The sequence below is a fragment of the Amycolatopsis sp. NPDC004169 genome, from assembly GCF_040610315.1.
In the GTDB taxonomy this organism is placed as follows: domain Bacteria; phylum Actinomycetota; class Actinomycetes; order Mycobacteriales; family Pseudonocardiaceae; genus Amycolatopsis.
The window spans coordinates 382,429-409,315 of the sequence record NZ_JBEXMD010000001.1; the positions used below are offsets into that span (position 1 = coordinate 382,429).

Genomic DNA, 26,887 nt, shown 5'->3' on the forward strand with positions numbered 1-26,887 from the left:
GGATCCGGTGTTCTCCCCTTTTCCCCTGTTACCCCCTAGGCGTCCCGCTTCTTCGCGACCCCGAGCGCGACGAGCAGGAACACGAGCGCGATGCCGGCGAAGTACGCCAGCGCCCAGCCCGGGCTGAGCGGCGAATCCGACGGCGGCGGGCCGTCGCCCCCGGCGGCGGCACCGCGCAGGAACTTGTTCGCCACGTTGAACGGCAGCCACTCGTGGATGTGGTGCCCGACCTTCGGGATGAGCTGCACCAGCTCTTCGACGGCCAAGTAGTAGATGAGCAGCAGGGCGATGGCACCGGCGCTGTGCCGGACGAGGATCCCGAGCGCGACGGCGAGCACGGCGGCGACCGCGAACACCGGCCCGAGCCCGGCGACGTTCAGCCAGTCCTGCGTGGTGTGCAGGCCGATGCCGTCGTTCGGCCGCATCAGCATGCTGAGGCCGAGGGCGCCGAAGGCGGCGATCTCGCCGATCACCAGCGCGACGAGCGCGACGACGATCGTCTTGGCGACCAGCGCCGGCGAGCGGTGCGGCACGGCCTGGAAGGTCGTCCGGATGGTGTTGAAGCGGTATTCGGTGGTCACCGCGAGCGCGGCGAGCACCATGACGACGGCGATGCCGAACTGGGAGCCGCCGAACTGGGTGGCGGCCACGGAGACCGGTTCGTCGGCGGGCGACGCGCCGGAGAAGATGGCGGCGAAGCCGATGGCCAGTGCCAGGGTGATGAGCGCGCACCACCACGGCGAGCGGGTCGAGAACAGCTTGATGCGTTCCACGGCGAGCAGGTTCATGGTCTTGGTTTCCCCGGTTACTTGGCGGACTCGAGCACGTGCTGCGCCTCGGCGTCGAGGCCGGTGTGGTACTCGACGGAGTCGCCGGTGATCTGCATGAAGGCCTGCTCGAGCGAGCCGGTCTGCGGGCTCAGCTCGTGCAGCACGATCCGGTTGGCGGCGGCGATCTCGCCGATCTTGTCGCTGTCCATCCCGGACACCACGAGCCCGGTGTCGTCCCCGGTGACACCGGCGCTGGCACGCTGCAGCGCGTCGCGGAGTTCGGCCAGCTGCGGCGAGCGCACCTTGACCGTGTTCTCCGCGGCGCGGGAGACGAACTCTTCGGTCGACGACTGCGAAATCAGCTGCCCGCGGCCGATCACCACGAGGTTGCTCGCGGTCAGCGCCATCTCCGAAAGCAGGTGGCTCGACACGAACACGGTGCGGCCTTCGTCGGCCAGCCGGTGCATGAACTTCCGGATCCAGAGGATGCCCTCGGGGTCGAGGCCGTTCACCGGCTCGTCGAACAGCAGCACCTCCGGGTCGCCGAGCAGGGCGGCCGCGATGCCGAGGCGCTGCGACATGCCGAGTGAGAACCCGCCGGCGCGCTTGCCCGCGACACTGGTCAGGCCGACCGTCTCGAGGACCTCGTCGACGCGGGTGGCCGGGATGCGGTTGGACTTCGCCATCCACAGCAGGTGGGCGCGCGCCGAGCGGTTGGGGTGCACCCACTTCGCGTCGAGCAGGGCGCCGACGGTGCGCAGCGGCTCCTTGAGGTCGTGGTACTTCTTGCCCCCGATGGTGACCTGGCCGCCGGTCGGGTTGTCCAGGCCCAGGATCATCCGCATGGTGGTGGACTTGCCCGCCCCGTTCGGGCCGAGGAAGCCGGTGACCTGGCCCGCGGACACGGAGAACGACAGGTTGTTCACCGCCAGCGTCTTTCCGTACCGTTTGGTGAGGCCGGTTGCCTCGATCATGGCTGCTCCTCTTCCGCCCCTCGCTTACGACGCGTTCATCGTCGCGGGTCGGGGGTGGTTCGCGCGTCACCCTGGAGGCCGAACCCCTCCCCCTACCTGAGTAGTACCTTGCTGGCTCTTCGGCCGATGCGCGATCCGTGATGACCCTGAGTCAACCCTGAGAACCTTGTTCAGCCGTCGGCCGGCGCGACGGTCGCCGCAGGTGGGCGAGCTGCGGTCCGTGGCGCCGTCCTAACCAGAACAAGGTTCTGATTCGACGTCATTAATGAACTGTGGTTCAATAACGGCGTGGCCCGGCCGAGGAGCATCACCGACGAGCGGCTGCTGGCCGCGGCGGAGACCGTGATCGGCCGCTGCGGCCCGGGTTTCACGCTGGCGCAGGTGGCGGCCGAAGCCGGGGTCTCGGTCGGCACGGTCGCGCAGCGGTTCGGCTCCAAGAGCGGTCTGCTGCAGGCGATGAGCCGGCGGGCCACGCAGCGGGCGGTCGAGCAGATGCGGGAGTGCGCCGAGCGGGCGGACGACCCGGTCGACGGCCTGCGCGCCGCGGCGGTCTCGGTCTACGCGGTGCTCGGTGACGCCGAAGAGGCCGCGAACCACCTGGGCCAGCTCGGCGTGGACATCGGCGACCCGGTGCTGCGGTCGCTGCTGGGCGAGCACTTCACGGCGGTCGAAGGAGAACTGCGGCGGCTGGTGCGGGCGGCGGCTTCGTCGCTGCCGCACGCGCCGAGCGTGCCGCGGGCGGCCCGCGCGGTGCTCGGGGTCATCAACGGGGTGTCGATCGACTGGTCGATCCGGCCGCACGGGCGGCTGGCCGACCGGCTGGCGGAGGACGTCGACGCGGTGCTGTCCGCGTGGCGGGGACGGGAGGACTCATGAGTTTGCGGGGCAAGGTCGCCGTGGTCACCGGGGCGACGCGGGGCTGCGGGCGGGCGATCGCGGTGGAATTGGGCCGCGCGGGGGCGACGGTGTACGTCACCGGCCGCACGACGCGCGAAACCGTGTCGCCGATGAAGCGCCCGGAGACGATCGAAGAGACGGGTGAGCTGGTCGAAGCGGCCGGCGGCAAAGCGGTCGTCGTCCGCTGCGACTTCACCTCGCAGTCCGATGTGGATGCACTCAGGGCCCGTATCGAGTCCGAAGTGGACGGGATCGACATCCTGGTCGACGACGTCTGGGGCGGCGACATGTACTTCCACTTCGACGCGCCGTTCTGGGAGACGCCGCTGGAGGACGCGCTCACCCTGACGCACAACACGCTGGACACGCACCTGATCGCGCTGCACAAGCTCCTGCCGCTGGTGCTCGCCCGCCGGGGCCTGGTCCTCGAGGTGACCGACGGCGACAACGACGACTACGTCGGCGCGGGCCTCCCCTACTACCTGGCCAAGTGCGGCATCCGCGCGCTCGGCCGGGCGCTGGGCGTGGAGCTGAAGAAGCACGACTGCGTCGGCCTGGCGGTGACACCGGGCTTCCTGCGCTCGGAGTCGATGCTCGACCACTTCGAAGTCACCGAGGAGAACTGGCGCGACGCGGTCGGCAAGCTGGCCCCGGTCGACTTCAAGATCTCCGAGACGCCGTACCTGCTGGCCCGCGGCGTCGCGGCCCTGGCGCAGGACCCCGACGTCGGCCGGTTCGCCGGGCAGACGCTGGCCTCTTGGACGCTGATGAAGGAGTACGGCTACACGGACATCGACGGCGACCGCCCGGACTTCGGCCGCTGGCTCACCGAGGTCCGCCACGCGGGCAAGGACCCGGCGACCACCCCGCCGGACGGCTTCCGCTGAGTCAGGCGATGCCGGGGCGCGCGAGGCCGGTTTCGTAGGCCAGCACCACGGCCTGCACCCGGTCCCGCAGCTCCAGCTTCGCCAGGATCCGCCCGACGTGCGTCTTCACCGTCGCCTCGGAGAGGAACAGCGCCTCGGCGATCTCCAGGTTCGACATGCCCTTGGCGATGAGCACGAGCACCTCGCGCTCGCGGTCGGTGAGCACGTCCAGCTCGGCGGTGTCCCGCATCGGCGGGCCGCCGGTGCCGACGAAGCGGTCCAGGAGCCGCCGGGTCACCGACGGCGACACCACCGCGTCACCCGAGGCGACCGCGCGCAGGGCCGAGACCAGGTGGCCGGGCTGGGTGTCCTTGAGCAGGAACCCGCTCGCCCCGCCCTGCAGTGCGGCGTAGACGTACTCGTCGAGGTCGAACGTCGTCATCACGAGCACGCGCGCGGTGCCGGCGGCGACGATCCGCTTCGTCGCCTCGACGCCGTCGAGCACCGGCATCCGGACGTCCATCAGCACGACGTCGGGACGCAGCTGCTCGGCCAGCTCGATGGCCTGCGCCCCGTCGCCCGCCTCGCCGACGACGTCGATGTCCTCCTGCGCGCCCAGCACCATGCGGAACCCGACGCGCATCAGTTCCTGGTCGTCGACGACCACCACCCGGATCACTTGTCCAACCTAACCGGCAGGGCCGCGCGGACCTGCCACCCACCGCCCGCAGCCGGGCCGACGTCCAACGTTCCGCCGTACACGTGTGCGCGCTCGCGCATGCCGATCAAGCCGTTGCCGCCCGGCAGCCGGGGATTGCGCCCGCCCGCCGCGACCAGCTGCCCGGCGCCGGCGCCGTCGTCGGACACCAGCACCTCCACCAGGTCGCCGGTGCGGTGCACCCGCACCGAAGCGGTCGCGCCGCGGCCGGCGTGCTTGAGCGTGTTGGTCAGCGACTCTTGCACGATCCGGTAGATGCCGAGCGAGACGCCGGCCGGCAGGTCGCCGAGCTCGCCGAGCTCCAGGTCCACCGGCACCCCGGCGGTGCGCATCCGGTCGGCCAGCTCGGCGAGGGCGTGCGCGTCCGGCTGCGGCACCCGTGGCTCGCCGTCCGCGTCGTCGCTGCGGAGCACGTCCAGCAGCCGCCGCAGCTCGCCGAGCGCGCCGCGGCCGGTCTCGGAAATCGTTTGCAGGGCCCGCTGAGCGAGCTCGGGGTTGCTCTGGATCGCGTAGGACGCGCCGTCGGCCTGCACGACCATCACGCTCACCGCGTGCGCGACGACGTCGTGCAGCTCGCGCGCGATCCGCCCGCGCTCCTCGGCCACCGCGATCCGGGTGGCCTGGTCCCGTTCGGTCTCGAGCAGGTGCAACCGGGCCTCCACTTCCACGTCGTAGGCGCGCCGGGCCCCGACGAACTCGCCGAGGGTCCAGCACAGTGCGATGCCGAACGCCAGGAACAGCGCCGCGATGACCAGCTCGTCCGCCGGACCGAGGGCCAGCTGCACGGCCGACCCGGCGACGACGGCACCGACGTACACCAGCCCCTGCCGCCGTCCGGCGTAGACGACGACCGAGTAGATGCTCATCGCCAGCGCGGCGACGCTGGAGATGCCGAGCTCGAGCGTGCCGTGGATGATGCCGATCACCAGCACGGCGTACGCCGACCACAGCGGCGACCGCCGCCGGAACACCAGCGGCGCCACCATGGCGATGTTCACCGGCACGGCGATGTACCAGGGCGGCATTTCGGCGATCTCGTCGAAGCCGTCGACGGCGAACAGCAGCAGGTCGAACAGGCCGAGCAGGACGGCCAGCACCGAGTCGCCCGCCATGGGGTGGGCACGCATCCAGAGGCTCAGCCGTCGCACCACCCAACCCTAGGTCGCGCGGTGGAGATCGCGCGTCGGTCGGCGGTACCACCTTGGGTGCGACCTCGGGATGAGGCGCATGGGACGATTCAGGAGTTGTCCGCATGACGGGGAGGGGGGCCGTGACGTCACCGGAGCAGGGCCGGCTCGCGGGTCCGCTGTCGATGTCCGTGGCCAACCTGTGCCACCGCCTGCAGCCGCAGGTCTCCGCGCGCACCGCCGCCGGGTTCGCCGAGGTGCTGCGGCGGCTCGGCGCGCCGCTGCAGGTGGCCGTGGCCGGCCGGATCAAGTCGGGCAAGTCGACGCTGGTCAACGCCCTGATCGGCCGCCGGGTGGCGCCGACCGACATCGGCGAGTGCACCCGGCTGGTGACCCGGTTCCAGTACGGCACGGTGGACCGCGTGGAGATCGTCTTCACCGACGGCCGCAAGCAGGTGCTCCCGTTCGCCGCCGACGGCATGATCCCCGCCGAGCTGGGCGTCGACATCGAGCAGGTCTCGCACATCGAGGCGTACCTGACCAACGCCGTCCTCCAGGGCATGACGGTGATCGACACCCCGGGCCTCGGCTCGCTCGACGCCGCTTCGGTGTCCCGCACCGAGCAGCTGCTGGGTGCGGCGAAGCACCGCAAAGAAGAGGACGAGGAGGGCTCGGACGAGCTCGACGACACCTCGCGCAACGCCGTCGCCGGCGCCGAAGCCGTCCTGTACGTCGTCACCCAGGGCGTCCGCGCGGACGACCAGCAGGCCCTCGCCGCCTTCACCGCGGCCACGGCGAGCCGCGAGGCAGGCCCGGTCAACGCGATCGCCGTGCTCAACAAGGCCGACACCATCGCGCCCGAGTCCGTCGAGGGCTCCGGCGGTGACGTCTGGAAGGCCGCGACGCTGCTCGCCGAGAAGCAGGCGTCGACGCTGAAGCCGCGCGTCGCCGACGTGCTGCCGGTGATCGGCCTGATCGCCGAGTCCGCGGAGTCCGGCGGGTTCACCTCCGCCGACGCCGAGGCCCTGCGGCAGCTCGCCGAGCTCGACGACGACGTCCTGCAGACCATGCTGATCTCGGCCGACATCTTCACGAGCTGGGAGTGCGACGTCCCGGCGGGCACCCGGCTGCGGCTGCTGGAGAAGCTCGACCTGTTCGGCATTTCGCACGCCGTCGAGGCCATCCGCAAGGAACCGGAGATCACGGCGGGCGCGCTGCGGCGGGCGCTGCTCGACGCGTCCGGCCTCGAAGCCGTCCGCCAGCGGCTGTCGATCGTGTTCGCCGCCCGCGCCGACGGCATCAAGGCCGCCGCCGCGCTGGCCTCGGTGACCGCGCTCGCGCACGCGTCGGCCGACCCGGCCGAGCGCCAGCGCGTCCACGACGCCATCGAGGTGCTGCTCGCCAAGCCCGAAGCCCACCAGCTGCGGCTGCTCGAAGCGCTGACGCTGGTCGCTTCGGGCGCGGTCGACATGCCGGAGGACCTGTCCGAAGAGGTGCTGCGGGTCGGCAGCAACGCCGACATCGGCGCCCAGCTCGGCAAGCCGGGCGCGCCCCGGCCGGAGCTGGCCGCGCACGCGCTCGAACGCGCGGGCTGGTGGCGCTCCTTCGCCTCCTTCGGGGCGACGCCGGCGCAGAGCCGCGTCGCGCATGTGGTCCACCGGGCGTACTTCTTGATCTGGCAACAGGTCCGCGAAGCGTGAGTTTGTTTCTGCTTGCCGACTTTCGCTGGTAGGGCCGTTTTCCCGCGTACTGTTGAGACGTGCGCCTAGAAAACACGACATCCTGGCGAGTCGGGTGGAGCAGCGAGACCGAGGTCGACGTCGCGCTGTACATCCGTGACGCCCTGGCACTGTCCGTTTCCGAAGGACAGGTGCTGCCGCCGGTGGAGCCGCAGGTCCCGGTGCACGTCCCGGCCGCGATCGACCGGGCCGCCGTCCAGGCGCAGTGGGCCGACTGGTGGACCGACCTGCTCGCCTTCCTGCGCAACCGCGAGGACCCGGACCCGCGCAGCCCGCGTTCCCGGTACGGCAGGCCCGCGCTGGCGCACGGGTCCGCGATGCGCCAGGCGCTCGACTTCTTCGCCCCGGCCGCGACCCGCCACTTCGCCAACGCCCGGGGCCCCGCCCTGCGCGGGACGAACGAGCCGGCGGGCGGCACCCCGTGGGCCCCCGGCTTCTACCGCCGCCAGATCGTCGCCGGCGAGCGGCTCGGCCAGCTGGTGCGCGAGGCCGAGGTCCGGCTGGGCCGCCGCGCGTACCCGTTCCGGCTGAACGTCATCGAGATCTCGGTCGCCGGCTCGATCTGGCTCCGCACGGCCGAGGACCAGCTCCTCGTCTCCTCCCGCCTCGCCGAAGACGGCCCCGGCCTGGAAGCCGTGCTCCGCGAGGTGATCGACCAGGTGGTGTGATGCCCCGCCCATCACGCGAGATGCGCACCCAAACACGCGAGATCCGCGACTGATCACGCGGGATCCGCCCCGGGTTTCATAAACCGAGCGCGCGGTCTGATAATGAGCGGCATGGAGACGACCGTCGACGAGCCGTCGTGGCTGCGCACCGGGTCCTGGGTCGGCTGCCCGCTCCTCGGGGGTGCGCTCGGCGTGGGTGTCTGGGCCATCGCCGAGTGGGTGAGCGGCCTGCCCGCCTTCCCGTTCCAGGGCGTGTTCAAGGTGCTCACGAGGCTGCCGCAGCCGTGGGCGACGCTGGCCGCGGTCGCCTGCGGGCTGGTCCTCGGCCTGGTCTTCGCCGCGGTCTGGGCCCACGAACGGCTGGTCGTCACCGTCTCCCCGACCCGGGTCACCCTGGTCCGCGGCGACAAGACCCGCCGCATCGAGGCCGACCTCGAAGCCGTCTACCTCGACGGCAAGGAGCTCGTCCTGCGCACCACCGACGGCCGCGAGATCGCCCGCGAGAAGACGGACCTGCGCAACCGAGAGCTGGCCCCCGCCTTCGCCGAGCACGGCTACCCCTGGCACGACGAACGGCCGGTCGAGCGATGAGGACCGTCGACCCGGCCAAGCACGCTGCCAAGCGCCGGGCGATCGTCGACGCCGCCGCCGGCTGCTTCGCCGAGAAGGGCTTCGAGCGGACGACGACCGCGGACATCTGCCGGGCCGCGGGCATCAGCTCCGGCAGCCTCTTCCACTACTTCCCCAGCAAGCGCGCGGTCTTCACGGCGATCTTCACTGACGACGCCGCCGAGACGGCCGAACGCCTCGAAGCGGCGGCGAAGACGGACGATCCGCTGTCGGCGCTGCTCGACGTCGTCACCGAACTGGCCGGCCAGCTCGCGCACCCCGCGGTCGTCCGGCTCGTGCTGGAAGCCGCCGCCCAGGCCGCCCGCGACGACGAGTTCGCCCAGCTGATCCACCGCAACGACAGCGCCCTGCGCGACGGCCTGGCCGTGCTGGTCACCCGCGCCTCGGTGGGCGGGCTGATCGACCCCGGCGTTCCCCCGCGCGCGGTCGCCGGGTGGGTCGCCGGGCTGCTCGACGCGATGATTTCGCGGGCCAGTCTCGACCCCGGCCTCGATCTGGCGGCCGAACAGGCGATCCTCCGGACGATCCTGATCCGGTTCCTTCGCCCGGTTCCGCCCCCGGACGGCGGCTGAGTCCGCCACACTGGAGTCATGGCGTGGTTCCGCAAGGAGGGAACCGGCAGCGGCGCCGCCGCGTCGGACACCGATGTGCACCCCTTGCAGCAGGTAAGTGATCTCGAGCGCGCACTCGCGGATCGCCAGGCGCTGATCCGGATGTGCCTGTACGCACTGGACCGCGCCCGCAGCGGTGGCGTCGTCGAACGCCTGGAAGAGGGGCTCGCCGCGATCGGCGTCCATGCCCTGCGGCCCGACGGCGAGCGGTTCGACCCGGCCCGCCACGAAGCCGGCGGCGCGGTGCCGACCGAGGACCCGGCGCTCGACGGCATCGTCGCGGAAACCGAGGTCGCCGGCTTCGCCGACCACGACCGCCTGCTGCGCGCCCCGATCGTCACCGTCTACGCGAAGAAGAGCCCGTGAGCGCACCGACCGCGCCGAGCCTGCCCGCGCAGGTCGCCGCGACCCGAGACCAGCTGCTGACCGTCGTCCGCGAGGCCGATCCCGCCGCCGCGAAGTGGGTTGAGGACATCCGGAAGGCCCGGCCGAAGAAGCCGGCCGTCGTGGTCGTCGGCGAGACGAACCGCGGAAAGAGTTCGCTGGTCAACGCCCTGCTCGCGATGCCGGGGCTGTCCCCGGTGGACGCCGACGTGGCCACCGCGACCTACCTGGTGTTCGACCACGCGGACACCTGGGGCGCGCAGGCCTGCTACCCCGGCCAGCTCGCCCCGGTGCCGATCGACCTCGGCCAGCTGATCCACTGGGTGTCCGCCGCGCACGAGCTGCCGCCCGGGCAGCTCCCGCCGCGGTACGTAGAGGTCACCGGGCCGGTGCCGCTGCTCGAACGCCTCTCGCTGGTGGACACGCCGGGCGTCGGCGGCCTCGACTCGATGCACGGTGAGCTCGCCAAGGAAGCCGCCGCGGGCGCCACCGCGCTGCTGTTCGTCGTCGACGCCTCGGCGCCGTTCACCTCGACCGAGCTGCAGTTCCTGCGTGACGTCGGCGAGCGGGTCGAGACAGTCGTGTTCGCGCTGACCAAGGTGGACATGTTCCGCGGCTGGCGCGAGGTCATGGAGGCCGACAAGCAGCTGCTGCGCGAGCACGCGCCCCGCTTCGCCGACGCCGTGTTCCACCCGGTGTCGGCGCGGATGTTCGAGACCGCGGCCAAGGCACCCAACGAGCAGATGGCCGCGATGCTGCGGGAGAAGTCCGGCGTCGCGGCGATCCAGACGGCGCTGCAGGAACTGCTCGTCGGCCGGTCGGCGATGCTGGGTGAGGCCAACACGCTGCGCGCGCTGTCCAGTGCGCTGGGCGAGCTCAAGGCGAAGCTGCAGGCCGAGAGCCGCGCGCTGTCGGCGGGTGAGGCCGAGGCCGAGCAGCTGCGCGAACGCCGTGACCAGCTGCAGGCCGAACGCCGGAGCTCGACCCGCGGCTGGCAGCTGAAGCTGCGCGGCGAGGTGCAGCGCACCCGCGTCGAGGTCGGGCACGAGAGCAGCCGGCAGATGCGGGACGCGCAGACCCACTTCCGCCAGCTGATCGACGCGGCCAAGCGCGACGAGCTGGCCGCGTTGCCGCAGCAGGTCGACATCGCGCTGCAGACGACGTCGCAGCGCATCTCGATGCTGCTTTCGCAGCGGCTGAACCAGGTCACCAACGTTTCGCTGGCGGAGCTGTTCTCGCCGGAAGAGCTCGACGTCATCCGCGCGCAGTTCGCCAGGGCGGGCGGGCCGCCGGTGGTGCTGCGGCCGCCGGACAAGAAGCCGCCGACGGCCGAGGACAAGCTGCTCGTCTTCATGGGCATCTCCGGCGGTGTCGGGGCAGGCAAGGTCGCCGCGCTGCCGCTGGCCGGCGTCGCGATCCTGAACCCGGTCGTGCTGCCCGCGACGATCATCATCGGCCTCGGCGCGGGCTGGTGGATGGCCCGCACGCGCAAGCACGCGGCCGACAAGCAGCACATGAAGCAGTGGCTGGTCGAGGCGATCGCGGACGCCCGCTCGACGCTCGACCAGCTCGTCGCCGAGCAGCTCATCGAGGCCGAGCAGCAGCTGTCGATGGCGCTGGACGAGGCGCTGGGCCGGCGCATCGACGCGATCGAGGCCGAGCTGAAGGAAGTCGACAAGACGATCAAGATGGGCGCGCAGGAGCGGGCCAAGAAGATCGCCGTCGTGTCGAAGCGGCTGAAAGAGGTCAGCGACGGCCGCGAGCGCGCCGAAGCCTTCCTGACGCGGATCCGGGCGCTGCGGGACAAAACCGCCTGAGCACCCGTCCGGTTGTGGAGCGGAACCGAACGGGCCTACGGTGAGTCATACCCTCAGACAGCAGGTCGGAGCGTGTTACCCGGTTCGAAGGGGGAAGTCCCATGTGGGTCGACGAGAGTGGCGGCAGCGACACCGACGCGAGCAGCCCGGACGCGATGACCGTCCACGTCGACGGCCAGGAGTACCAGGCCGAGGGCAACTACGACGTGAACGAAGACGGGGTGAACGACACCGCGATCATCGAACACGACGACGGCTCGGCCCAGGCCTTCATCGACACGAACCACGACGGCGAGGCCGACCACTACGCCGTGCTGGACGAGAACGGGAAGGTCGTCGAGCAGGCGGTCTACGACGAGGCCAGCGGCCAGTGGGTCCAGGACGGCGGCTCCGGCGGCCACGACGACTCCGGCACCGGCCGGGACGACAGCTCCGGCGGCCACATCCACGCCGACCTGCCGGACGGCGAGGTGGACGCGGGGGTCGCGACCATCGACACCGACCACGACGGCCACAACGACACCGCCATCGTCGAGACGAAGAGCGGCGGCACCATCGCCTTCACCGACAAGGACGGCGACGGCGAAGCGGACATCGCGGTGCAGACCGAGTCCGACGGCACGACCACGACGTTCGAGCACTCCGGCCCCGGCCAGTGGACCGAAGTCTCCAGTGGACTGGTGAACGACGGCGACCCCGCCGCGGATGCGGCCTGGGGCGAGGCCGGCACGCAGACGCTGGAAGGCGTCGCGCGCATCGACTCCGGCACGGGGCAGTGGATTTCGCCGAACTGAAAGTGACCCACGTCATAGTTTGAAAGCCCGGGGCTGCGGCCCCGGGCTTTCTTCATGTCTTCAATGAAAACGAGCAGGTCACAGCTGTGTCGCGCGCCACCGGAAGATTTTCACCGAATGCACCGATCAAGTGACATCTGAATCGATTCCCTTATCGTTCTTGTGAGAGAACCTACACGTCAGCTCTCGGTTACTTGCCGGTCATGCGGCTACTCTCGGGGAATCCCAAAACATCCACACCGGTTCGCCAGCCGGTGTGCGAAGCCATTCGGTCGCCGGCAATGACGCCCGCACCGGGACAACGTCGTTCCGGTGCGGGCGCATTTGTCGTCGGAAGTCAGGAGTAGAGATGACCGCAGTCGCCATCCCCGGACTGGACACCGCGCCGACGACGCACACTGGCGTGCTGTCCTTCGTCCGGGAGGTCGCCGAGCTGACCACCCCGGACCGGGTGGTGTGGGTCGACGGGTCTGACGAAGAAGCCGCCCGGATCAACCAGGAGCTGGTCGACGCGGGCACGTTCGTGCAGCTCAAGTCGAAGCCGAACTCCTTCTGGGCCACTTCCGACCCCGACGACGTCGCCCGCGTGGAAGACCGGACCTTCATCTGTTCGGAGCGTCCCGAGGACGCCGGTCCGACCAACAACTGGATGGACCCGGCCGAGATGAAGGCCACGATGACCGAGCTGTTCCGCGGCTCGATGCGCGGCCGCACGATGTACGTCATCCCGTTCTGCATGGGCCCGCTCGGCGACGAGAATCCCAAGCTGGGTATCGAAATCACCGATTTCGCCTACGTTGTCGCGTCGATGCGCGTGATGACCCGCGCCGGCAAGGCGGCGCTCGACAAGTTCATCGCGCCGGATGGCAGCGAGCGCGAATTCGTGCCCGCGCTGCACTCGGTCGGCAAGCCGCTCGAACCGGGCGAGCAGGACGTTTCCTGGCCCTGCAACGAAACGAAGTACATTTCGCACTTCCCCGAGGAGCGCGCGATCTGGAGCTACGGCTCGGGTTACGGCGGCAACTCCTTGCTGGGCAAGAAGTGCTACTCGCTGCGCATCGCGTCGGTGATGGCCCGTGACGAGGGCTGGCTCGCCGAGCACATGCTGATCCTCAAGCTGATCTCGCCCGAGGACAAGGTCCACTACGTCGCGGCGGCGTTCCCGAGCGCCTGCGGCAAGACCAACCTCGCCATGCTGCAGCCGACCATCCCGGGCTGGCGCGCGGAGACCCTGGGCGACGACATCGCCTGGATGCGCTTCGGCGAAGACGGCCGCCTGTACGCGGTGAACCCGGAGTTCGGCTTCTTCGGCGTCGCGCCGGGCACCGACTGGCACACCAACCCGAACGCCATGCGCACGATCGAGAAGGGCAACACGGTCTTCACGAACGTCGCCCTGACCGACGACGGCGACATCTGGTGGGAGGGCATGGAGAACAAGCCCGAGCACGCCACCTCGTGGAAGGGCGAGGACTGGACGCCGGAGTCGGGCGAGAAGGCCGCCCACCCGAACTCGCGCTACTGCACGCCGATGTCGCAGTGCCCGATCCTCGCGCCGGAGTGGGACGACCCGAAGGGCGTGCCGATCTCGGCCATCCTGTTCGGCGGCCGCCGCAAGACCACCGTGCCGCTGGTGAACGAGGCCCGCGACTGGCAGCACGGCGTGTTCATGGGCGCCACGATGTCGTCGGAGACCACGGCGGCCGCGGCCGGCGCGGTCGGCAACGTGCGCCGCGACCCGATGGCGATGCTGCCGTTCCTCGGCTACCACGCCGGTGACTACTTCAAGCACTGGCTGACCCTCGGCAAGAACGCCGACGCGAACAAGCTGCCGAAGATCTTCTACGTCAACTGGTTCCGCCGCGGCGACGACGGCCGCTTCCTGTGGCCGGGCTTCGGCGAGAACTCGCGGATCCTCAAGTGGGTCATCGAGCGCGTCGAGGGCAAGGGCAACGCCGTCGAGACGCCGGTCGGCTTCGTGCCGCGCGCCGAGGACCTCGACACCGAGGGCCTGACCGAGCCGATCGAGGACATCCAGGCCGCGCTGGACGTCAAGCCCGAGGAGTGGCGCGAGGAGCTGCCGCTGATCGAGGAGTGGTTCGCGAAGATCGGCGACAAGGTCCCGACGTCGCTGCGTGACGAGCTCGACGCGCTGGCCCAGCGCCTCGGCTGAACGCACTGAGGCGAGAAGGGGACGTCCCGCGGGACGTCCCCTTCTCCCTTTCCGGGTAGTTTCGCGGCCATGAGACCGTTCCGGTTCGGCGTGGCCTTGTACGTGCCCGGCTCGCGGGCCGAGTGGATGGCGAAGTGCCGCCGGGCCGAGGACCTCGGCTACGACGTCGTCGGCGTGGTCGACCACCTCGGCCGGGTCGCGCCGGTGCCGGCGCTGCTGCTCGCCGCCGAGGCCACCGAGCGGATCCGGCTGAACACCTACGTGCTCAACGCGAGCTTCTGCAACCCGGTGCTGCTGGCCAGGGACGTCACCGCGCTCGACGAGTTCACCGGCGGCCGGGTGGAGCTCGGCATCGGCGCCGGGTACGTCCGCGAGGAGTTCGAAGCCGCAGGCGTCGGCTGGGGCACGCCCGGCGACCGGTTCCGGCGGCTCGTCGACGTCGTCACCGAGATCGAGCGGACCTTCGACGGCCGGCCGAGGCCGCCCCTGCTGCTCGGCGGCCGGGGCGACCGGATGCTGACCTTCGCCGCCGCGCACGCCGACACCATCGCCCTCACCGGCACGGCGCCGGGCGCGGCCGAGGGACGGCTGGCCTTGGCCGGTGCCGGCGCGCTGGCCGAGCGCGCCGCCTTCGTCGAGCGGGTGCTCGACGGCCGGGACGTCGAACTGAACCTGATGGTCCACTTCGTCCGGATCACCGACGACCGGCGGGCGGCGCTGGAGGAAGCCCACCAGCTGGTGCCGCACCTCGGCGTCGAGGAGCTCGGCGAGCTGGCGACGGTCCTCGTCGGCTCCGCGGAATCCGGGGCCGAGCAGCTGCTGCGCACCCGCGAAACCCTCGGCGTCAGCTACTTCACCGTGCTCGAAGACGATCTCGAGCGGCTGGCCCCGGTGATCGCCCGGCTTCGCTGAGTACCTTGGTCGTCATGACTGGGGATTTTCGTTTCGGTGTCAACATGATCGTGCCGGACAGCCGCGCCGCCTGGGTCGAGAAGTGCCGCAAGGCCGAGGAACTGGGCTTCGACGTCCTGTGCGCGGCCGACCACCTGGGGATGGCGCCGCCGTTCCCGGCGCTCGTGCTGGCCGGCGAGGTCACCTCGCGCGTCAAGCTGACCACCTTCGTGCTCAACACGCCCTTCTACAACCCCGTGCTGCTGGCCCGCGACGTCACCGGCACCGACCAGTTCACCGACGGCCGGCTGGAGCTCGGCCTCGGCGCCGGGTACGTCAAGGAGGAGTTCGAGGCCGCGGGGATGCCGTTCCCGTCCGCGCGCGAACGCGTCGACCACCTCGAACGGACGATCATCGAGCTCGAGCGGCGCTACGCCGACCCGGAGCACAAGCCCGCGCCCGTGCGTCCCGGAGGACCGCCGCTGCTGCTCGCCGGCCGCGGCGACCGGATCCTGACGATGGCCGCCGAGCACGCCGACATCATCGGCTTCACCGGGACGACGAAGACACCGGACGGCGCCGCGCTGGCCCCGGCGAGCGCCGAGGAGATCGAGGAGCGGGTCGAGTTCGTCCGCGGGAAGCTCGGCGACCGCACGGCCGAGTTCAACCTGCTCTGCCACTTCGTGAACGTCACCGACGACCGCGCGGGCGCGCTCGAGAAACTGGCCGAGCTGACCCAGGGCCTGCTGAGCGCCGACCAGCTCGCCGAGGTCCCGACCGCGCTGGTCGGCTCGCCCGCCGCCGTTGCCGAGCAGCTCCACGCGCACCGCGAGCGGTTCGGCCTGACCTACTACACCGTCCTGGAGCACAACATGGACCAGTTCGCCCCGGTTCTCGAACACCTCAAATGATCGACGCGAAGGCACTCGGCGTCCGGGCCGGCGAGCTGTGGCTGTTCGACGACCTCGACTTCTCGGTCGACCCCGGCGAATGCGCGGCGATCGTCGGGCCCAACGGGGTCGGCAAGTCGACGTTGATGCGGTGCTTCTACGGCATGCAGAAGCCGCAGCGGGGCCGGGTGCTCATCGACGGCAAGGTGCCGGACGAGCGGGACGTCGAGTTCCGGCGCAAGGTCTCGGTGCTCTTCGACGATTCCGACTTCTTCGCCGAGCTGACGCCGTTGCAGCACCTGGAGCTGCTGTCCGGCTCGTTCGGCGCCGACCTCGGTGACCATGAGGAGCTGCTGCGGGACGCGGGACTCGGCGAACGCATGCGCGTGACGTCCGGGCACTTCTCCGCTGGCCAGCGCCGCCGCCTCCTGCTGCTCGGCGTCACGGCCCGGCCGCACCGGGTGCTGCTGCTGGACGAGCCGGAACGCGCGCTGGACACCGCGGGCAAGGAGTGGCTGGTCGAGGTGATCGGCCGGTCGACGGCGGCCGGCGCGGCGGTCGTGGTGGCCACCCACCACCCGCCGCTGCTGGAGGCCGCGGACAGCGTGCTCGAACTGTGGTGACCGCGGCTCCGCGCAGGATGCGGATCCCGGGCCGCAAGCGGTTCGGCGGGGTCTTCAGCGGCGACACCGCCACCTTCGTCTTCCTGTTCGGCTTCGGGTTCCTGTTCACCGCGTTCTTCCACGTCGACGGCTGGCGGCCGGCCCTCTACGGGTCGTCCACTGTGGACTTCCCGGCCGTGCTCGGGCTGTTGACGCTCTGCTGCGCGGTCGGCTGGCGCGGCCTGCTGCGCCGCGGTTTCGCCTGGGTCGAACCGGCGCAGCTGACCTGGCTCGACTTCGCCCCGGTCGACCGCGGCCGGGTCGTCACGCTGCGGCTGCTCGGCGCGTGGACCGGCGTGGTCGCGGTGACCGGCTACCTGGCCGCGCTGCTGCTCGCGGTCGGCGGCGCCGGGCTGGACCAGTGGCGTGCGGCGGTCGCGATCGTCGTCGCGACCGGGGTGGCGGCCTTCGCGTCGGCGAGGCGGACGCCGGTGCGCGTCGACGCGCTCGGCCCGCTGGTGCTCGCCGTCCTCGGCCTGGCGATCGCTGCGCTCGGCTTGGGCCCGGCGGCCGTCCAGTTCGTCGCGGCGGGGGTGCTCGTCGCGGCCCTGCCGCTGGCCTTCGGCGGCGAGCCGGTGTCGCACGCGGGCCGGGCGGCGCTGCTGGCCGGGTGGGACGGCCGGGTGCTGCGCTCGGTCGCCGTCACCTTCCTCGACCCGATGATGCTGCTGCCGCCGTCCGCGCCGGTCGGCGGGTTTTCGCTGCGCCGCCCGACCCCGCTGCGGCTGGCCTTGGCGGGCACCCTCGGCCGGGCGCGGTACGCGGGTGCCGCGCTGCTGGTCGGTCTCGCGGTCGTCGTCGCGCACATCGCGGTGCCGACGGTGCCGGGCGCGGTCCTGGTCGGCATCGGCGCGTACGTCGCACTGACGCCGTTCGGCGGCGGGCTGGGCGAGCTGTGGCGCAATCCGGGCCGGCGGCGGTGGCTGGGTTCGAGCGACCGCGAGCTGGTACTGGCCCACGGCCTGGTGCTCGCCGGCGTGGGTCTCGTCTGGTGGACAGCGCTCTTCGTGGTCACCCTCGCGGGTGGGACGTCGTTCGCCGTCGGCGCCTGGCTGGCCGTGCCGCTGTCGGTGCTGTCGATCCTGCGCACGGTCACCCGCACCGCCGTTGACTACGCGAATCCCGGGTTCGTCGACACCCCGATGGGCCCGATGCCCGCCAACCTGGCCCGTCAGCTCTTCCGCGGGCTCGACCTCCAGGTCGTCGGCATCGTGCTGCTCGCTGCCGCCGTTTGACCTACGCTCGTTGCGACGAAGGGAGCAGCGAGTGGGCGGCGGGCACGCACCGGGCGTCGGGCGCAGGGCGACCAGCGAGTTCCCGGCCGGCTGGACCGACGAGCAGATCATCTCCGTGGTCAAGGACGTCGCCAACGACCCCAGCGAGGCCCGGCGGCAGCAGCGCAACGGCCGCTGGCGCTGTGCCGGCGAGCGCTTCAACGTGCACGTGATCGTGCTGGTCGAGGACAACGGGCACGTGCACACTGCCTACCCGGTGGCCGGGCCCGGCGTGGTCCGCAACCCCGACACCGCCCGCGACCCGGCGAACCCGACGGTCGCCGACCTCAAGGGCAACCGGATCAGCTTCTTCGCCGACAGCGTCCTGACCATGATCGGCAACCGGCTCTCCCCCGAGGACTACACGCACTACCGGACGCTGCTGTGGGCCGGCGAGTGGGAGGAACTGGCCGACGTGCTGGCCGCACACGCGTACCGGGTCGGCTTCGGCTTCTCCGCCGACGAGTTCTCCGACTTCGAGAAGCTGCTGAACAGCTACGACCTGCCCGTGCCGGGCTGCGCGTTCCTCAACGACCGCGAGCACATCCTCAAGCAGCTGCGGCCGATCTAGCGGAAGTCGTACCCGCGGAACGCGGCGATCGGGACGTAGCCGAGGCGCCGGTACAGGGCGTTGCTCGTGACGTTGGCGGGATCGGTGTAGATGACCACGTCCGTCGCGCCGTCGGCGAGTGCGGCCTGGCTCGCCGCGACCGTCACCGCGCCCGCGTAGCCCCGGCCTCGGAAGCGGGCCGGGGTGTAGACGGGGTCGATCCGGACCATGCCGGCCAGCACCGGGGTCGAGCCCGCCATGGCGACCGGACCGCCGGTCTCCCAGAACGTGAACTGCTTGCCGGCGAAGTTCGAGGCGGCCCATGACCGCTCGTCGGCCACGGGCGGCTGCCCGACCGCGGCGGCGAACTCGCCGCACCAGCGCACGACCTCCGCGTGGTCCGGCGCGGTCGAAGCGCGGCCTTCGGGCATCGGGTCGGGCGGGGTGAGCGTGCCGAGCCGGTGGAGCCGGACCCGCACCCCGAGCACCGGCTCCGCATCGGTGCGCCGCTGCCACGCTTCGGCGAACGCGGTGGCGGTGTCGTCCTCCGCGGTCACTCCGGACAACGGCCGGCCGGCCAGTTCCGCGGCGAGCGCGTCCGCCGGTTCGGGGGCGACCGAGGTCAGGATCAGGCGTTGCGCCGGACGGAGGTAGCAGATCGCGTGGACCTTGCCGTCCTGTTCCAGCCGGCCGAAGAGGGTGCCGTCCTCCGGGTTCGTCCGCAGCTTCTCGAGCCGGGTCAGCTGCGAGGTGTGCAGGGCCGGCCGCGAGTGCAGGAAGTCTCCGGCCTCGGCGAGGAAGCCGTCGATGTCGCCGGTGAGGTGCCAGCGCATGTCCGGGCGGTCAGCTCGCCTGGGACAGCGGTGGCGACGCCGCGGGCGCGACGGCCGCGCGCAGCTCCTCCAGCGGCAGCCCGACGGCGTCGGCGATGGCCGTGACCGTGAAGAACGCCGGTGTCGGGATGCGGCCGGTCTCGATCTTCCGGAGCGTCTCGACGGAGATCCCGGCCTCGGTGGCGACGTCGACCATGCTGCGGCCGGCCCGCGCCGCTCTCAGCGCCTGGCCGAGGCGTTCGCCCCGTTCGCGCTCTTCATCCGTCAGTGGCACTCGAACCATGAGCGGGATTCTAATACCACAGAGTTGTCCACTGCCTGTGGACAACTCTGTGCACAGGTGTGGAAAAGCCCCGCCGAACCGGAGTTCGGCGGGGCTTCCACAACACCTGGTGGTGTCAGGCGCCCGCGGGCACCGGAAGTGGCATGCCGGGCAGGCTCTGGTCGTTCGGCACCACGCCGTCGACCAGGTAGGCCTCCACGACCTTGTCCACACCCGCGTTGCCGCCGGCGTAGATGCCGTGGTCACCCTCACCGGTGATCGTCAGCATCCGCGAACCCGCGAACGCCTTGTGCGCCCGCTTCGCGCCCTCGATCGGCGTCGCCGGGTCGTGCTCCGACTCGACGATCAGCACCGGCGGGACACCCTTGCCGTCCAGCACCGGGAGCGGGGACGGCGGCTTCTTCCAGAACAGGCACGGCTGGATGAACCAGCCGGCACCCAGGAGCGGCAGCTGCTTGTCGATCAGCTTCTGCGAGTCCTTGATGGCGCTGTTCGGCGAGCCGGTCCACGGACCCTCGTTGCACGGGATGGTCCAGAAGCTGGCGTCGTAGGCGTCGCCGTCGGCCGGCACCATCAGCGGCTGGGCGCCGTAGGTGACGGTGCTCTTGTCGGCCGCCTTGGCCTTCTGCGCGGCCGAGGACTTGGCCGCCGCCGAAGCGGTGCCCTGGGTCAGCGTGCGGACGCTGACCAGGTAGTCGGCCAGGCCGGGGAAGGCGCGCTTCGAGTAGATCTGCGACGCGATGAACGAGTCGAGCCCGTTGGCCGAGACGGTCGAGCCGTCGGGCAGGGTGACCGCGCCCTGGGTCAGGGCGTAGCGGACCTGCTCGTAGGTCTGGCGGGCCGCCTCGCCGGTGGTGCCGAAGTGGTAGAGGCTGTCGTACTTCGCGATCCACGGGAGGAAGTCCTGCCGCCAGCGGCGCTCGAAGCCGAGCGGCTGCCAGTCGAACGACTTCTGCCAGGTCGTGGTGAACTCGGTCGCCGAGTCGAGGACGAACCGGCCGGTGCGCGTCGGGAAGGCCTGCGCGTAGTGCGCGCCCATCCAGGTGCCCGCCGAGTAGCCGACCCAGTTGATCTTGTCCCGGCCGAGCAGCACGCGCAGCAGGTCGATGTCCTTGACCGTCTGGTCGGTGTTGATCAGCGGGCCCAGCTCGCCGGACTTCTGCTGGCAGGACAGCGCCGCGTACTTCGTCGCCTGCAGGATCAGGTTCAGGTTGCCGCGGTCGCGGTCACGCGGGTCGAGGTCCGCACCGGTGCCGATGGCGCCGCCGCAGGTGATGTTGGTGCTCTTGCCGGTGCCGCGCGGGTCGAAGCCGACGATCTCCTGGTGCTCGCGCAGCTTCGTCTGGTTGCGCAGGCGGGCCGGGAAGTTGCGGCCGGGGGCGCCGGGGCCACCGGGGTTGGTGACGACGCTGGCGGTCGCGTCCGACTTCGCCTTGAGGCGGCTGACCGCGATGGTCAGGTCGATCTGCGCGTTCGCCTGGTACCAGTTGCGCGGCGTCTTGTAGGTCGCGCACTCCATGTCCTCGGCGCCGGCGGGCGGGGCCGTCGGCAGCTCGGAGGGGACGGCGCACTTGTGCCAGTCCAGCTTCTGGTTCGCGTACTGCGCCGGGATGTTCGTGGAGTTCAGCGGCTGCTTACCGGCCGCGACCTCCTGACCTGCGAACGCAGGCGTGAACCCGGCCAGCAGGGTGCCGGCGATGGCCGGGATCACCACCGCGTAGCGGAGTCGTGTCATACGGTTGCCCCTTTTGGGTTTTGCGCGTGCGGAGTCGGCTATTGATATCGGGCCCACCGGGGCGGGGCAACCGACGTTGGTCGGCATCGCCGACCGGGGCGATCAAATCGATATCGGACAGACGTGACGGGCTGTCACTGAGGTTCTAAGGTCAGGCAGTCGGTTACGGGAGTGTTAGGTGAGGTCGATGTCGACTGCAAAGCACGACGGAAAGGTGCGCGGGTTTCAGTTCAGCCCGTGGAACCTGCTCCTGATCGTCCCCCTGCTTGTCCTGGTCACGCCACTGTTCAACCTGGACGGACCGCGGTTGTTCGGGATGCCGTTCTTCTACTGGTTCCAGTTCCTCTTCGTCGGGATCGGGGTGCTGAGCACCTGGATCGTCTACCTGATGACGCGGGACAAGCCCACCTCCGACGGCCCGGACAAGCTGAGCGTCGACGAACTGGACGAGGGGGACGCTCGATGAGCAACCTGCAGTGGCCCGAGCTGATCATCTTCACGCTCCTGTTCGCGCTGGTGACGGTCCTCGGCTTCATGGCCTCCCGCTGGCAGCGCGGCAGCACGCTCGACCACCTCGACGAATGGGGCCTCGGCGGCCGCAAGTTCGGCTCGTGGATCACCTGGTTCCTGCTCGGCGGTGACCTCTACACGGCGTACACGTTCGTCGCGGTGCCCGCGCTGGTGTTCAGCGCCGGCGCGCTCGGCTTCTACGCGCTGCCGTACACGATCGTCGTCTACCCGATCGTGCTGCTCCCGGCGCTGCGGATGTGGTCGGTTTCGCGGGTGCGCGGTTACGTCACCCCGGCCGACTTCGTGCGCGGGCGCTTCGGCTCGCCGATCCTCGCGCTGCTGGTGGCGATCACCGGCATCGTCGCGACCATGCCGTACATCGCGCTGCAGCTGGTCGGCCTCGAAGCCGTGCTGCGGACGATGGGCATCAACGGCTCCGGCATCGTCGGGCACCTGCCGCTGCTGGTCGCCTTCATCATCCTGGCCTTCTACACCTACCAGTCCGGCCTGCGGGCGCCCGCGCTGATCGCGTTCGTCAAGGACATCCTGATCTACCTGGTGATCCTGGTGGCGATCATCTACCTGCCCTCGAAGCTCGGCGGCTGGTCGCACATCTTCGACACCGCGGTGGCGAAGTTCGACAAGACGCCGGCGAAGACCGACGGCATCCTGCTCAACGCCAACAACCAGCTGCAGTACGCGACGCTGGCGCTGGGCTCGGCGCTCGCGCTGTTCCTGTACCCGCACTCGCTGACCAGCGTGCTGGCCTCGCGCGGCCGCAGCGTGATCAAGCGGAACATGGTCGCGCTGCCGGCGTACTCGCTGGTGCTCGGCCTGCTGGCGCTGCTCGGCTACGTGGCGATCACGGCGGGCGTCAAGCCGCTGACGAACGCGGCCACCGGCAAGGCGGACGGCAACACGATCGTCCCGGTGCTGTTCGACAACCAGTTCGCGTCGTGGTTCGCCGGTATCGCGTTCGCCGCGATCGGCATCGGCGCGCTGGTGCCGGCCGCGATCATGTCGATCGCCGCGGCGAACCTGTGGACCCGCAACATCTACAAGGAGTACATCCGCAAGAACGCGACACCGCAGGAAGAGGCGAAGCAGGCGAAGCTCGCCTCGCTGGTCGTGAAGCTCGGCGCGGTTGCCGTGATCATCCTGATCGACCCGCAGTTCTCGATCGACCTCCAGCTCATCGGCGGCGTGCTGATCCTGCAGACACTGCCGGCCGTGGCGCTGGCGCTGTACACGCGCTGGTTCCACCGCTGGGGCCTGATCGCGGGCTGGGTCGTCGGCATCGGCTGGGGCCTGATCATGCTGTACGGCATCCCCAACCCGGCCAACGGAAAGCAGCACTTCGGCGGTTCGGCGCTGTCGCTGGGCAACCTGTCGATCTTCGGCTGGCACCCGTTCGCGGGCTCGGCGGTCCAGATCTACGTCGGGTTCGTGGCGTTGATCGGCAACCTCGTGGTGGCGGCGATCGTCACGGTGATCGCCCGCCGGCTGAAGGTCTTCAACGGCACGGACGACACCGAGCCGGAGGACTACCACACCGACGAGCACGACAAAAACCTGCGGCCTATCGGCGTCCACTGAGGACGATCGACCGGGAAACCAGGTAGAGCACCAGGCCGTTGAGCAGGTGCCAGAGGAAGTGCGTGCCGACCGGGACGTAGTCGCACACGTCCCGGTCGAGCGTGCGCAAGCTCAGTGAGAGCGCGAAGATCGCACCCGCGACGGCGAAGTGCGTCCAGTACGCGTCGCGCCGGAAAGCGAGTACCGCGGTGAAGACGCCGAGACCGATCAGCGCGGAGAGGTAAAGGCCTCCGCCCAGCAACGCGGTGGCCGCGGTCAGCACGAGGAACGCCGGCGCGGCAACCCACGCCCACCGCCGGCTCCAGTACTCCCGGACGAACACCACGGCGTACACCAGCGCGAAGACGAGGATGGCGCCCGAGTCGGCGACGGCCGCCCACCGCGTCGCGAGCAGGTGGAAGACGGTGCTCGCCACGAAAACGAGCCCGATCAGCCCGGCGAGCACCCGACCGGTCCGGTTCCCCACGGCGAGCCGCCACACGAGCACGGCGGCAACGAGGAAGGCGAGGTTGCTGAGGCTGTTGAGCGGCTCACCCCAGAGCCCGGGCGCAACGCGTTCGCAGTACCCGTCGACGTAGTCCGTCACGCGCCCACCCAACCACGGCCGGCTCCGCCGCTAGAACTCCAGGCGCCAGGTTTCGTCGGTGAGCGCACGCCCCCAGTCGTCGAAGTCCTTCTCGGTGACGAGCTCGAACCCGGCCGCGCGGTAGATCGAGCGGGCGGCGTCGAGGATGGAGACCGTCGACAGCTCCATCGCCCGGTAGCCGTGGGCCTTCGCGAAGGAAATGCACTCGGTCACCAGCCGCTTGCCGACGCCGTGGCCGCGCGCCGCCGGTTCGAGCAGCAGAAGCCGGAGCTTCGCGGTGTCCGCGTCCGGCCCGCGACCGCAGCCGATGCTGCCGACGCGTTCGCCGTCGAGCTCGGCGATCCAGAACGCCTGCCGCGGGTTGTCGCTGTTGTCGAGGAATTCCGCGGCGAGCCGGGCGACGAGCGCCTCGAACCGGGCGTTCAGGCCGTACTCGCGGGCGTACAACGCACCGTGGCGTTCCACCACCCAACCGAGGTCGCCCGGTCGTGGCGGGCGGAGGACGAGGGCCGGGTCGCGGCGGCGGTCACCCACCAGGTCGCTGATCGTGCGCATCGCCGTCAGCAGGCGTTGCTGGTCTTCGTCGGCGAAGCGGCTCAGGAGGCCGCCGATCTGCTCGGTGGAGCGGCGGTTCAACACGGCGAAGGCGTCCCGGCCCGCGTCGGTCGGCCGGACGAGCTGGCGGCGAGCGTCCTCCTCGGACCGTTCGCGCACGATCAGCCCGCGCGACTCGAGGCGCGCGAGCAGCCTGCTGGCGTAACCGGCGTCGAGGTCGAGGCGTTTCCGCAGGTCCGTCACCGGAAACGGGTCCTGGTGGGCGAGCTCGAAGAGCACGCGGGCTTCCGGCAGCGAGTACTCGGCGTCCGCCGGGCCTTCGTCGAGCACCCCGATGACCGAGGTGTAGAGCCGGTTGAAGGCGCGGACTGCGGCGACCCGGTCGGCCGGCGGAGTGTCGTTCATTGACCACCTCAACAATTTCGTTGACGAAGTCAAAGATTACTGCAGACCAGCGGCGCGGCAAGGGATTTACCGGAGAAATGGGAAACCCCGTGATGCTGCCAGGTCGGGGGTCCGCCAGCATCACGGGGTCGTACTGGGTATCGACGCCCCTTCGGGCAGCGTTACACCATGAGCACGATGTGGCCTAGGTCACTCGAATGGGCGACCGCCACGGGGTGAGAGATCAGCGCATGTAGCCCGAGCGAGCCTGCGCGATCGCGATGAGTTCCTGACGGACCGTCGCGGTGGCGGCGGTGTCGATCGCCCGGTTCAGCGCCCGGCGAGTGCGAGCCTCGGCGCGACGGGCACGGAGCTTGGCGGCGATGTTGTTCATCGGTTTCTGCATCCCCTTCGAGGGTCTTGGTGGCTTGTAGGTCTAGTATGCGCCTTTTTTCACAAGGACGCCAATGAATATCCGGTGACTTGGCGCACTTGCCGATGAATCATCGGCAAACTTGGGTATCGGCCGGAGAGATTCGGGGTGGCGGCGGTCACGGCCAGGCAACCCGCTACGGCTCTCTAAGAACCTCTAGTAAAAAGCCAAGAGAGCCTTAGTCAGGCTCATAGACCGCGAGACAGGCGGAAAAGCCCAGGTCAGTCGCGTCCGAGCAGGTAGTGGCCGAAGTGCGGGACGGTGAAGGCGATCTGCCCGCGCTCGGCGGAGTAGACGAGGCCCTTCTTCATCAGGCTGTCGCGCGCCGGCGACAGCGACGACGGCTTCCGCCCGAGGAACACGGCGACGTCGGCGGTGCCGGCGGGCTCGTCGCGGCCCTGGGTCAGCGAGGCCATCGCCTGCAGGTACTCCCGCTCGGCCGGCGTCGCGCGCTCGTAGCGCGAGCCGAAGAAGCCGACGGCCAGCTCTGACTCCGCCTCGGGCGCCGCGACCTGCACGTCCTTGACGGTGATCGGGTCGGACGGCGCCGCGTCCCAGGCGGCCTTGCCGTAGGCCTGGATGAAGTAGGGGTAGCCGCCGGACGCGTCGAAGAGCGCGTCGAGTGCTTCCGGCTCGATGCCGGCGTCCTCGCGTTCGATCGGCGCCATCACGGCGAAGTCGGCGTCCTCGCGGCTGAGCCGGTCGATGCGCGCGTACCGGAAGAGCCGCTCGGAGTAGGACTTCGACGCCGAGAGCACCGCGGGCACGTGCGGCAGCCCGGCCCCGACGACCACGAGCGGCGCCCCGGACTGCGAGAGCTCGTGGCAGGCCGCGCACAACGCCGAGACGTCGTCGGGCTGCAGGTCCTGGATCTCGTCGATGAGCAGTGCAACGCCGGTGCCGACGTCCGCGGCCAGCTCGGCGACGTCGGTGAACAGCTCGACGAGGTCGATTTCGATGTCCCCGGAGTCGGCCCGTCCCTGCGCGGCGGGCACGTCGATGCCCGGCTGCCACCGGTCGCGCAGCTTGGCGTCGGGCTTGTTGGCCCGCAGGGCGAAGGCTTTGAGCACCCCGAGCACCTCTTCGACCCGATCCGGCGCCCGGTGCCGCACGGCGAGGTCCCGGATGGCCCGGTGCAAGGCGGCCGACAGGGGCCGCCGCAGCTCGGCGTCCGGCCGGGCTTCGATCTTCCCGGCCCCCCACTTGTGCCGGAGCGCCATCGCCCGCAGCTCGCCGAGCAGCACGGTCTTGCCGACGCCCCGCAGCCCGGTGAGCACGAGACTGCGTTCGGGTCTCCCCCGCGCAACGCGTTCCAGAACCACTTCGAAGGCTTTGAGCTCACGCTCCCGTCCGGCCAGCTCAGGCGGCCGCTGCCCGGCGCCCGGCGCGAAGGGGTTGCGGATGGGGTCCACTCTGCCAAGCTATCGGCGTTTCTAGGGTGAACCCGATATTCCGCCATAGACGCCTAGCGCGTGTCGCCCAGGTTCGACCGGATGGCCGTACATAGAGACGAACAGGTCTGCAGCCCTGCTCGTCC

General features: G+C 70.5%; 28 protein-coding genes. 17 read left to right on the forward strand and 11 right to left on the reverse strand.

The features are described from left to right. Nucleotides 1–35: 35 nt before the first annotated feature. Complete coding sequence (locus ABZX11_RS01820) at nucleotides 36–788, reverse strand: ABC transporter permease (RefSeq protein WP_176173924.1); 753 nt, start codon at nucleotides 786–788, stop codon at nucleotides 36–38. Between the two features lie 17 nt (nucleotides 789–805). Continuing rightward, nucleotides 806–1,744: an ABC transporter ATP-binding protein gene (locus tag ABZX11_RS01825; RefSeq protein ID WP_176173925.1), complete on the reverse strand. Its 939-nt coding sequence runs from the start codon at nucleotides 1,742–1,744 to the stop codon at nucleotides 806–808. A 288-nt stretch (nucleotides 1,745–2,032) separates the two neighbouring features. Between ABZX11_RS01825 and ABZX11_RS01830 the strand changes: the two genes are divergently transcribed. Next, the gene (locus ABZX11_RS01830; protein WP_176173926.1) at nucleotides 2,033–2,620 is read left to right on the forward strand and encodes a TetR/AcrR family transcriptional regulator; all 588 of its coding nucleotides are present in this window, start codon (nucleotides 2,033–2,035) and stop codon (nucleotides 2,618–2,620) included. After that, nucleotides 2,617–3,528: an SDR family NAD(P)-dependent oxidoreductase gene (locus ABZX11_RS01835; protein WP_354908939.1), complete on the forward strand. Its 912-nt coding sequence runs from the start codon at nucleotides 2,617–2,619 to the stop codon at nucleotides 3,526–3,528. The genes ABZX11_RS01830 and ABZX11_RS01835 overlap by 4 nt, the downstream gene beginning before the upstream one ends. Nucleotide 3,529: 1 nt before the next feature. On the opposite strand, the gene ABZX11_RS01840 is transcribed toward ABZX11_RS01835, so the two are convergent. Together ABZX11_RS01840 and ABZX11_RS01845 are read right to left on the reverse strand one after the other, a co-directional pair. Then, nucleotides 3,530–4,186 (reverse strand): response regulator transcription factor, encoded by a 657-nt coding sequence (locus ABZX11_RS01840; protein ID WP_176173927.1) that lies wholly within the window; start codon nucleotides 4,184–4,186, stop codon nucleotides 3,530–3,532. After that, nucleotides 4,183–5,337, reverse strand: a complete 1,155-nt coding sequence (locus tag ABZX11_RS01845) for a sensor histidine kinase (RefSeq protein ID WP_176178046.1) — start codon at nucleotides 5,335–5,337, stop codon at nucleotides 4,183–4,185. Before ABZX11_RS01845 ends, ABZX11_RS01840 begins: the two co-directional genes overlap by 4 nt. Nucleotides 5,338–5,477: 140 nt before the next feature. Between ABZX11_RS01845 and ABZX11_RS01850 the strand changes: the two genes are divergently transcribed. The 13 genes from ABZX11_RS01850 (at nucleotide 5,478) to ABZX11_RS01910 (ending at nucleotide 18,456) form a co-directional block, all read left to right on the forward strand. Continuing rightward, on the forward strand, nucleotides 5,478–7,052 hold the full coding sequence (locus ABZX11_RS01850; protein WP_354908942.1) for a dynamin family protein: 1,575 nt from the start codon (nucleotides 5,478–5,480) through the stop codon (nucleotides 7,050–7,052). A gap of 59 nt (nucleotides 7,053–7,111) precedes the next feature. Continuing rightward, entirely contained in the window at nucleotides 7,112–7,759 is a 648-nt protein-coding gene (locus ABZX11_RS01855) for a hypothetical protein (RefSeq protein WP_176173928.1), read from the forward strand. Nucleotides 7,760–7,870: 111 nt separating this feature from the next. Beyond that, on the forward strand, nucleotides 7,871–8,350 hold the full coding sequence (locus ABZX11_RS01860) for a hypothetical protein (RefSeq protein ID WP_354908945.1): 480 nt from the start codon (nucleotides 7,871–7,873) through the stop codon (nucleotides 8,348–8,350). Then, the gene (locus tag ABZX11_RS01865; protein ID WP_176173930.1) at nucleotides 8,347–8,961 is read left to right on the forward strand and encodes a TetR/AcrR family transcriptional regulator; all 615 of its coding nucleotides are present in this window, start codon (nucleotides 8,347–8,349) and stop codon (nucleotides 8,959–8,961) included. Before ABZX11_RS01860 ends, ABZX11_RS01865 begins: the two co-directional genes overlap by 4 nt. Nucleotides 8,962–8,979: 18 nt before the next feature. Next, nucleotides 8,980–9,366 (forward strand): nucleotide exchange factor GrpE, encoded by a 387-nt coding sequence (gene grpE, locus ABZX11_RS01870; protein ID WP_176173931.1) that lies wholly within the window; start codon nucleotides 8,980–8,982, stop codon nucleotides 9,364–9,366. Further along, complete coding sequence (locus tag ABZX11_RS01875; protein WP_354908949.1) at nucleotides 9,363–11,201, forward strand: dynamin family protein; 1,839 nt, start codon at nucleotides 9,363–9,365, stop codon at nucleotides 11,199–11,201. Before grpE ends, ABZX11_RS01875 begins: the two co-directional genes overlap by 4 nt. Before the next feature lie 101 nt (nucleotides 11,202–11,302). Next, entirely contained in the window at nucleotides 11,303–11,995 is a 693-nt protein-coding gene (locus ABZX11_RS01880; RefSeq protein ID WP_354908952.1) for a hypothetical protein, read from the forward strand. A gap of 349 nt (nucleotides 11,996–12,344) precedes the next feature. Next, nucleotides 12,345–14,168 (forward strand): phosphoenolpyruvate carboxykinase (GTP), encoded by a 1,824-nt coding sequence (locus tag ABZX11_RS01885; RefSeq protein WP_176173934.1) that lies wholly within the window; start codon nucleotides 12,345–12,347, stop codon nucleotides 14,166–14,168. Nucleotides 14,169–14,237: 69 nt separating this feature from the next. Beyond that, nucleotides 14,238–15,080 carry a TIGR03621 family F420-dependent LLM class oxidoreductase gene (locus ABZX11_RS01890; protein ID WP_354908955.1) on the forward strand — a complete coding sequence of 281 codons (843 nt, stop codon included), beginning with the start codon at nucleotides 14,238–14,240 and terminating at the stop codon, nucleotides 15,078–15,080. A gap of 14 nt (nucleotides 15,081–15,094) precedes the next feature. Next, nucleotides 15,095–15,970 (forward strand): LLM class F420-dependent oxidoreductase, encoded by an 876-nt coding sequence (locus ABZX11_RS01895; protein WP_354908958.1) that lies wholly within the window; start codon nucleotides 15,095–15,097, stop codon nucleotides 15,968–15,970. Continuing rightward, on the forward strand, nucleotides 15,967–16,572 hold the full coding sequence (locus tag ABZX11_RS01900; RefSeq protein ID WP_354908960.1) for an ABC transporter ATP-binding protein: 606 nt from the start codon (nucleotides 15,967–15,969) through the stop codon (nucleotides 16,570–16,572). The genes ABZX11_RS01895 and ABZX11_RS01900 overlap by 4 nt, the downstream gene beginning before the upstream one ends. After that, entirely contained in the window at nucleotides 16,566–17,846 is a 1,281-nt protein-coding gene (locus ABZX11_RS01905; RefSeq protein WP_354908963.1) for a hypothetical protein, read from the forward strand. Before ABZX11_RS01900 ends, ABZX11_RS01905 begins: the two co-directional genes overlap by 7 nt. 31 nt (nucleotides 17,847–17,877) lie before the next feature. Then, nucleotides 17,878–18,456, forward strand: a complete 579-nt coding sequence (locus ABZX11_RS01910) for an EndoU domain-containing protein (protein ID WP_176173939.1) — start codon at nucleotides 17,878–17,880, stop codon at nucleotides 18,454–18,456. Here the strand turns inward: ABZX11_RS01910 and ABZX11_RS01915 are convergent. The 3 genes from ABZX11_RS01915 to ABZX11_RS01925 all read right to left on the reverse strand — a co-directional run bounded on the left by ABZX11_RS01915 (nucleotide 18,453) and on the right by ABZX11_RS01925 (nucleotide 21,286). Continuing rightward, nucleotides 18,453–19,268, reverse strand: a complete 816-nt coding sequence (locus ABZX11_RS01915; protein ID WP_354908966.1) for a GNAT family N-acetyltransferase — start codon at nucleotides 19,266–19,268, stop codon at nucleotides 18,453–18,455. The genes ABZX11_RS01910 and ABZX11_RS01915 overlap by 4 nt on opposite strands. A gap of 10 nt (nucleotides 19,269–19,278) precedes the next feature. After that, nucleotides 19,279–19,551 carry a helix-turn-helix transcriptional regulator gene (locus ABZX11_RS01920; RefSeq protein ID WP_354908968.1) on the reverse strand — a complete coding sequence of 91 codons (273 nt, stop codon included), beginning with the start codon at nucleotides 19,549–19,551 and terminating at the stop codon, nucleotides 19,279–19,281. Nucleotides 19,552–19,666: 115 nt separating this feature from the next. Continuing rightward, nucleotides 19,667–21,286 (reverse strand): alpha/beta hydrolase, encoded by a 1,620-nt coding sequence (locus ABZX11_RS01925; protein ID WP_354908970.1) that lies wholly within the window; start codon nucleotides 21,284–21,286, stop codon nucleotides 19,667–19,669. Nucleotides 21,287–21,473: 187 nt separating this feature from the next. On the opposite strand from ABZX11_RS01925, the gene ABZX11_RS01930 reads away from it, so the two are divergent. After that, entirely contained in the window at nucleotides 21,474–21,752 is a 279-nt protein-coding gene (locus tag ABZX11_RS01930) for a DUF3311 domain-containing protein (RefSeq protein ID WP_176173943.1), read from the forward strand. Beyond that, complete coding sequence (mctP, locus tag ABZX11_RS01935) at nucleotides 21,749–23,392, forward strand: monocarboxylate uptake permease MctP (protein ID WP_354908974.1); 1,644 nt, start codon at nucleotides 21,749–21,751, stop codon at nucleotides 23,390–23,392. The genes ABZX11_RS01930 and mctP overlap by 4 nt, the downstream gene beginning before the upstream one ends. On the opposite strand, the gene ABZX11_RS01940 is transcribed toward mctP, so the two are convergent. The 4 genes from ABZX11_RS01940 to ABZX11_RS01955 form a co-directional block, all read right to left on the reverse strand. Beyond that, entirely contained in the window at nucleotides 23,376–23,978 is a 603-nt protein-coding gene (locus ABZX11_RS01940; protein WP_354908977.1) for a hypothetical protein, read from the reverse strand. The genes mctP and ABZX11_RS01940 overlap by 17 nt on opposite strands. Nucleotides 23,979–24,008: 30 nt before the next feature. Further along, the gene (locus ABZX11_RS01945; protein WP_354908980.1) at nucleotides 24,009–24,938 is read right to left on the reverse strand and encodes a bifunctional helix-turn-helix transcriptional regulator/GNAT family N-acetyltransferase; all 930 of its coding nucleotides are present in this window, start codon (nucleotides 24,936–24,938) and stop codon (nucleotides 24,009–24,011) included. A gap of 223 nt (nucleotides 24,939–25,161) precedes the next feature. Continuing rightward, nucleotides 25,162–25,311: a hypothetical protein gene (locus ABZX11_RS01950; protein ID WP_167344411.1), complete on the reverse strand. Its 150-nt coding sequence runs from the start codon at nucleotides 25,309–25,311 to the stop codon at nucleotides 25,162–25,164. Between the two features lie 260 nt (nucleotides 25,312–25,571). Beyond that, a complete protein-coding gene (locus ABZX11_RS01955) occupies nucleotides 25,572–26,762 on the reverse strand; it encodes an ATP-binding protein (protein ID WP_176173947.1) in 1,191 nt (396 codons plus the stop codon). Nucleotides 26,763–26,887: the final 125 nt, after the last annotated feature.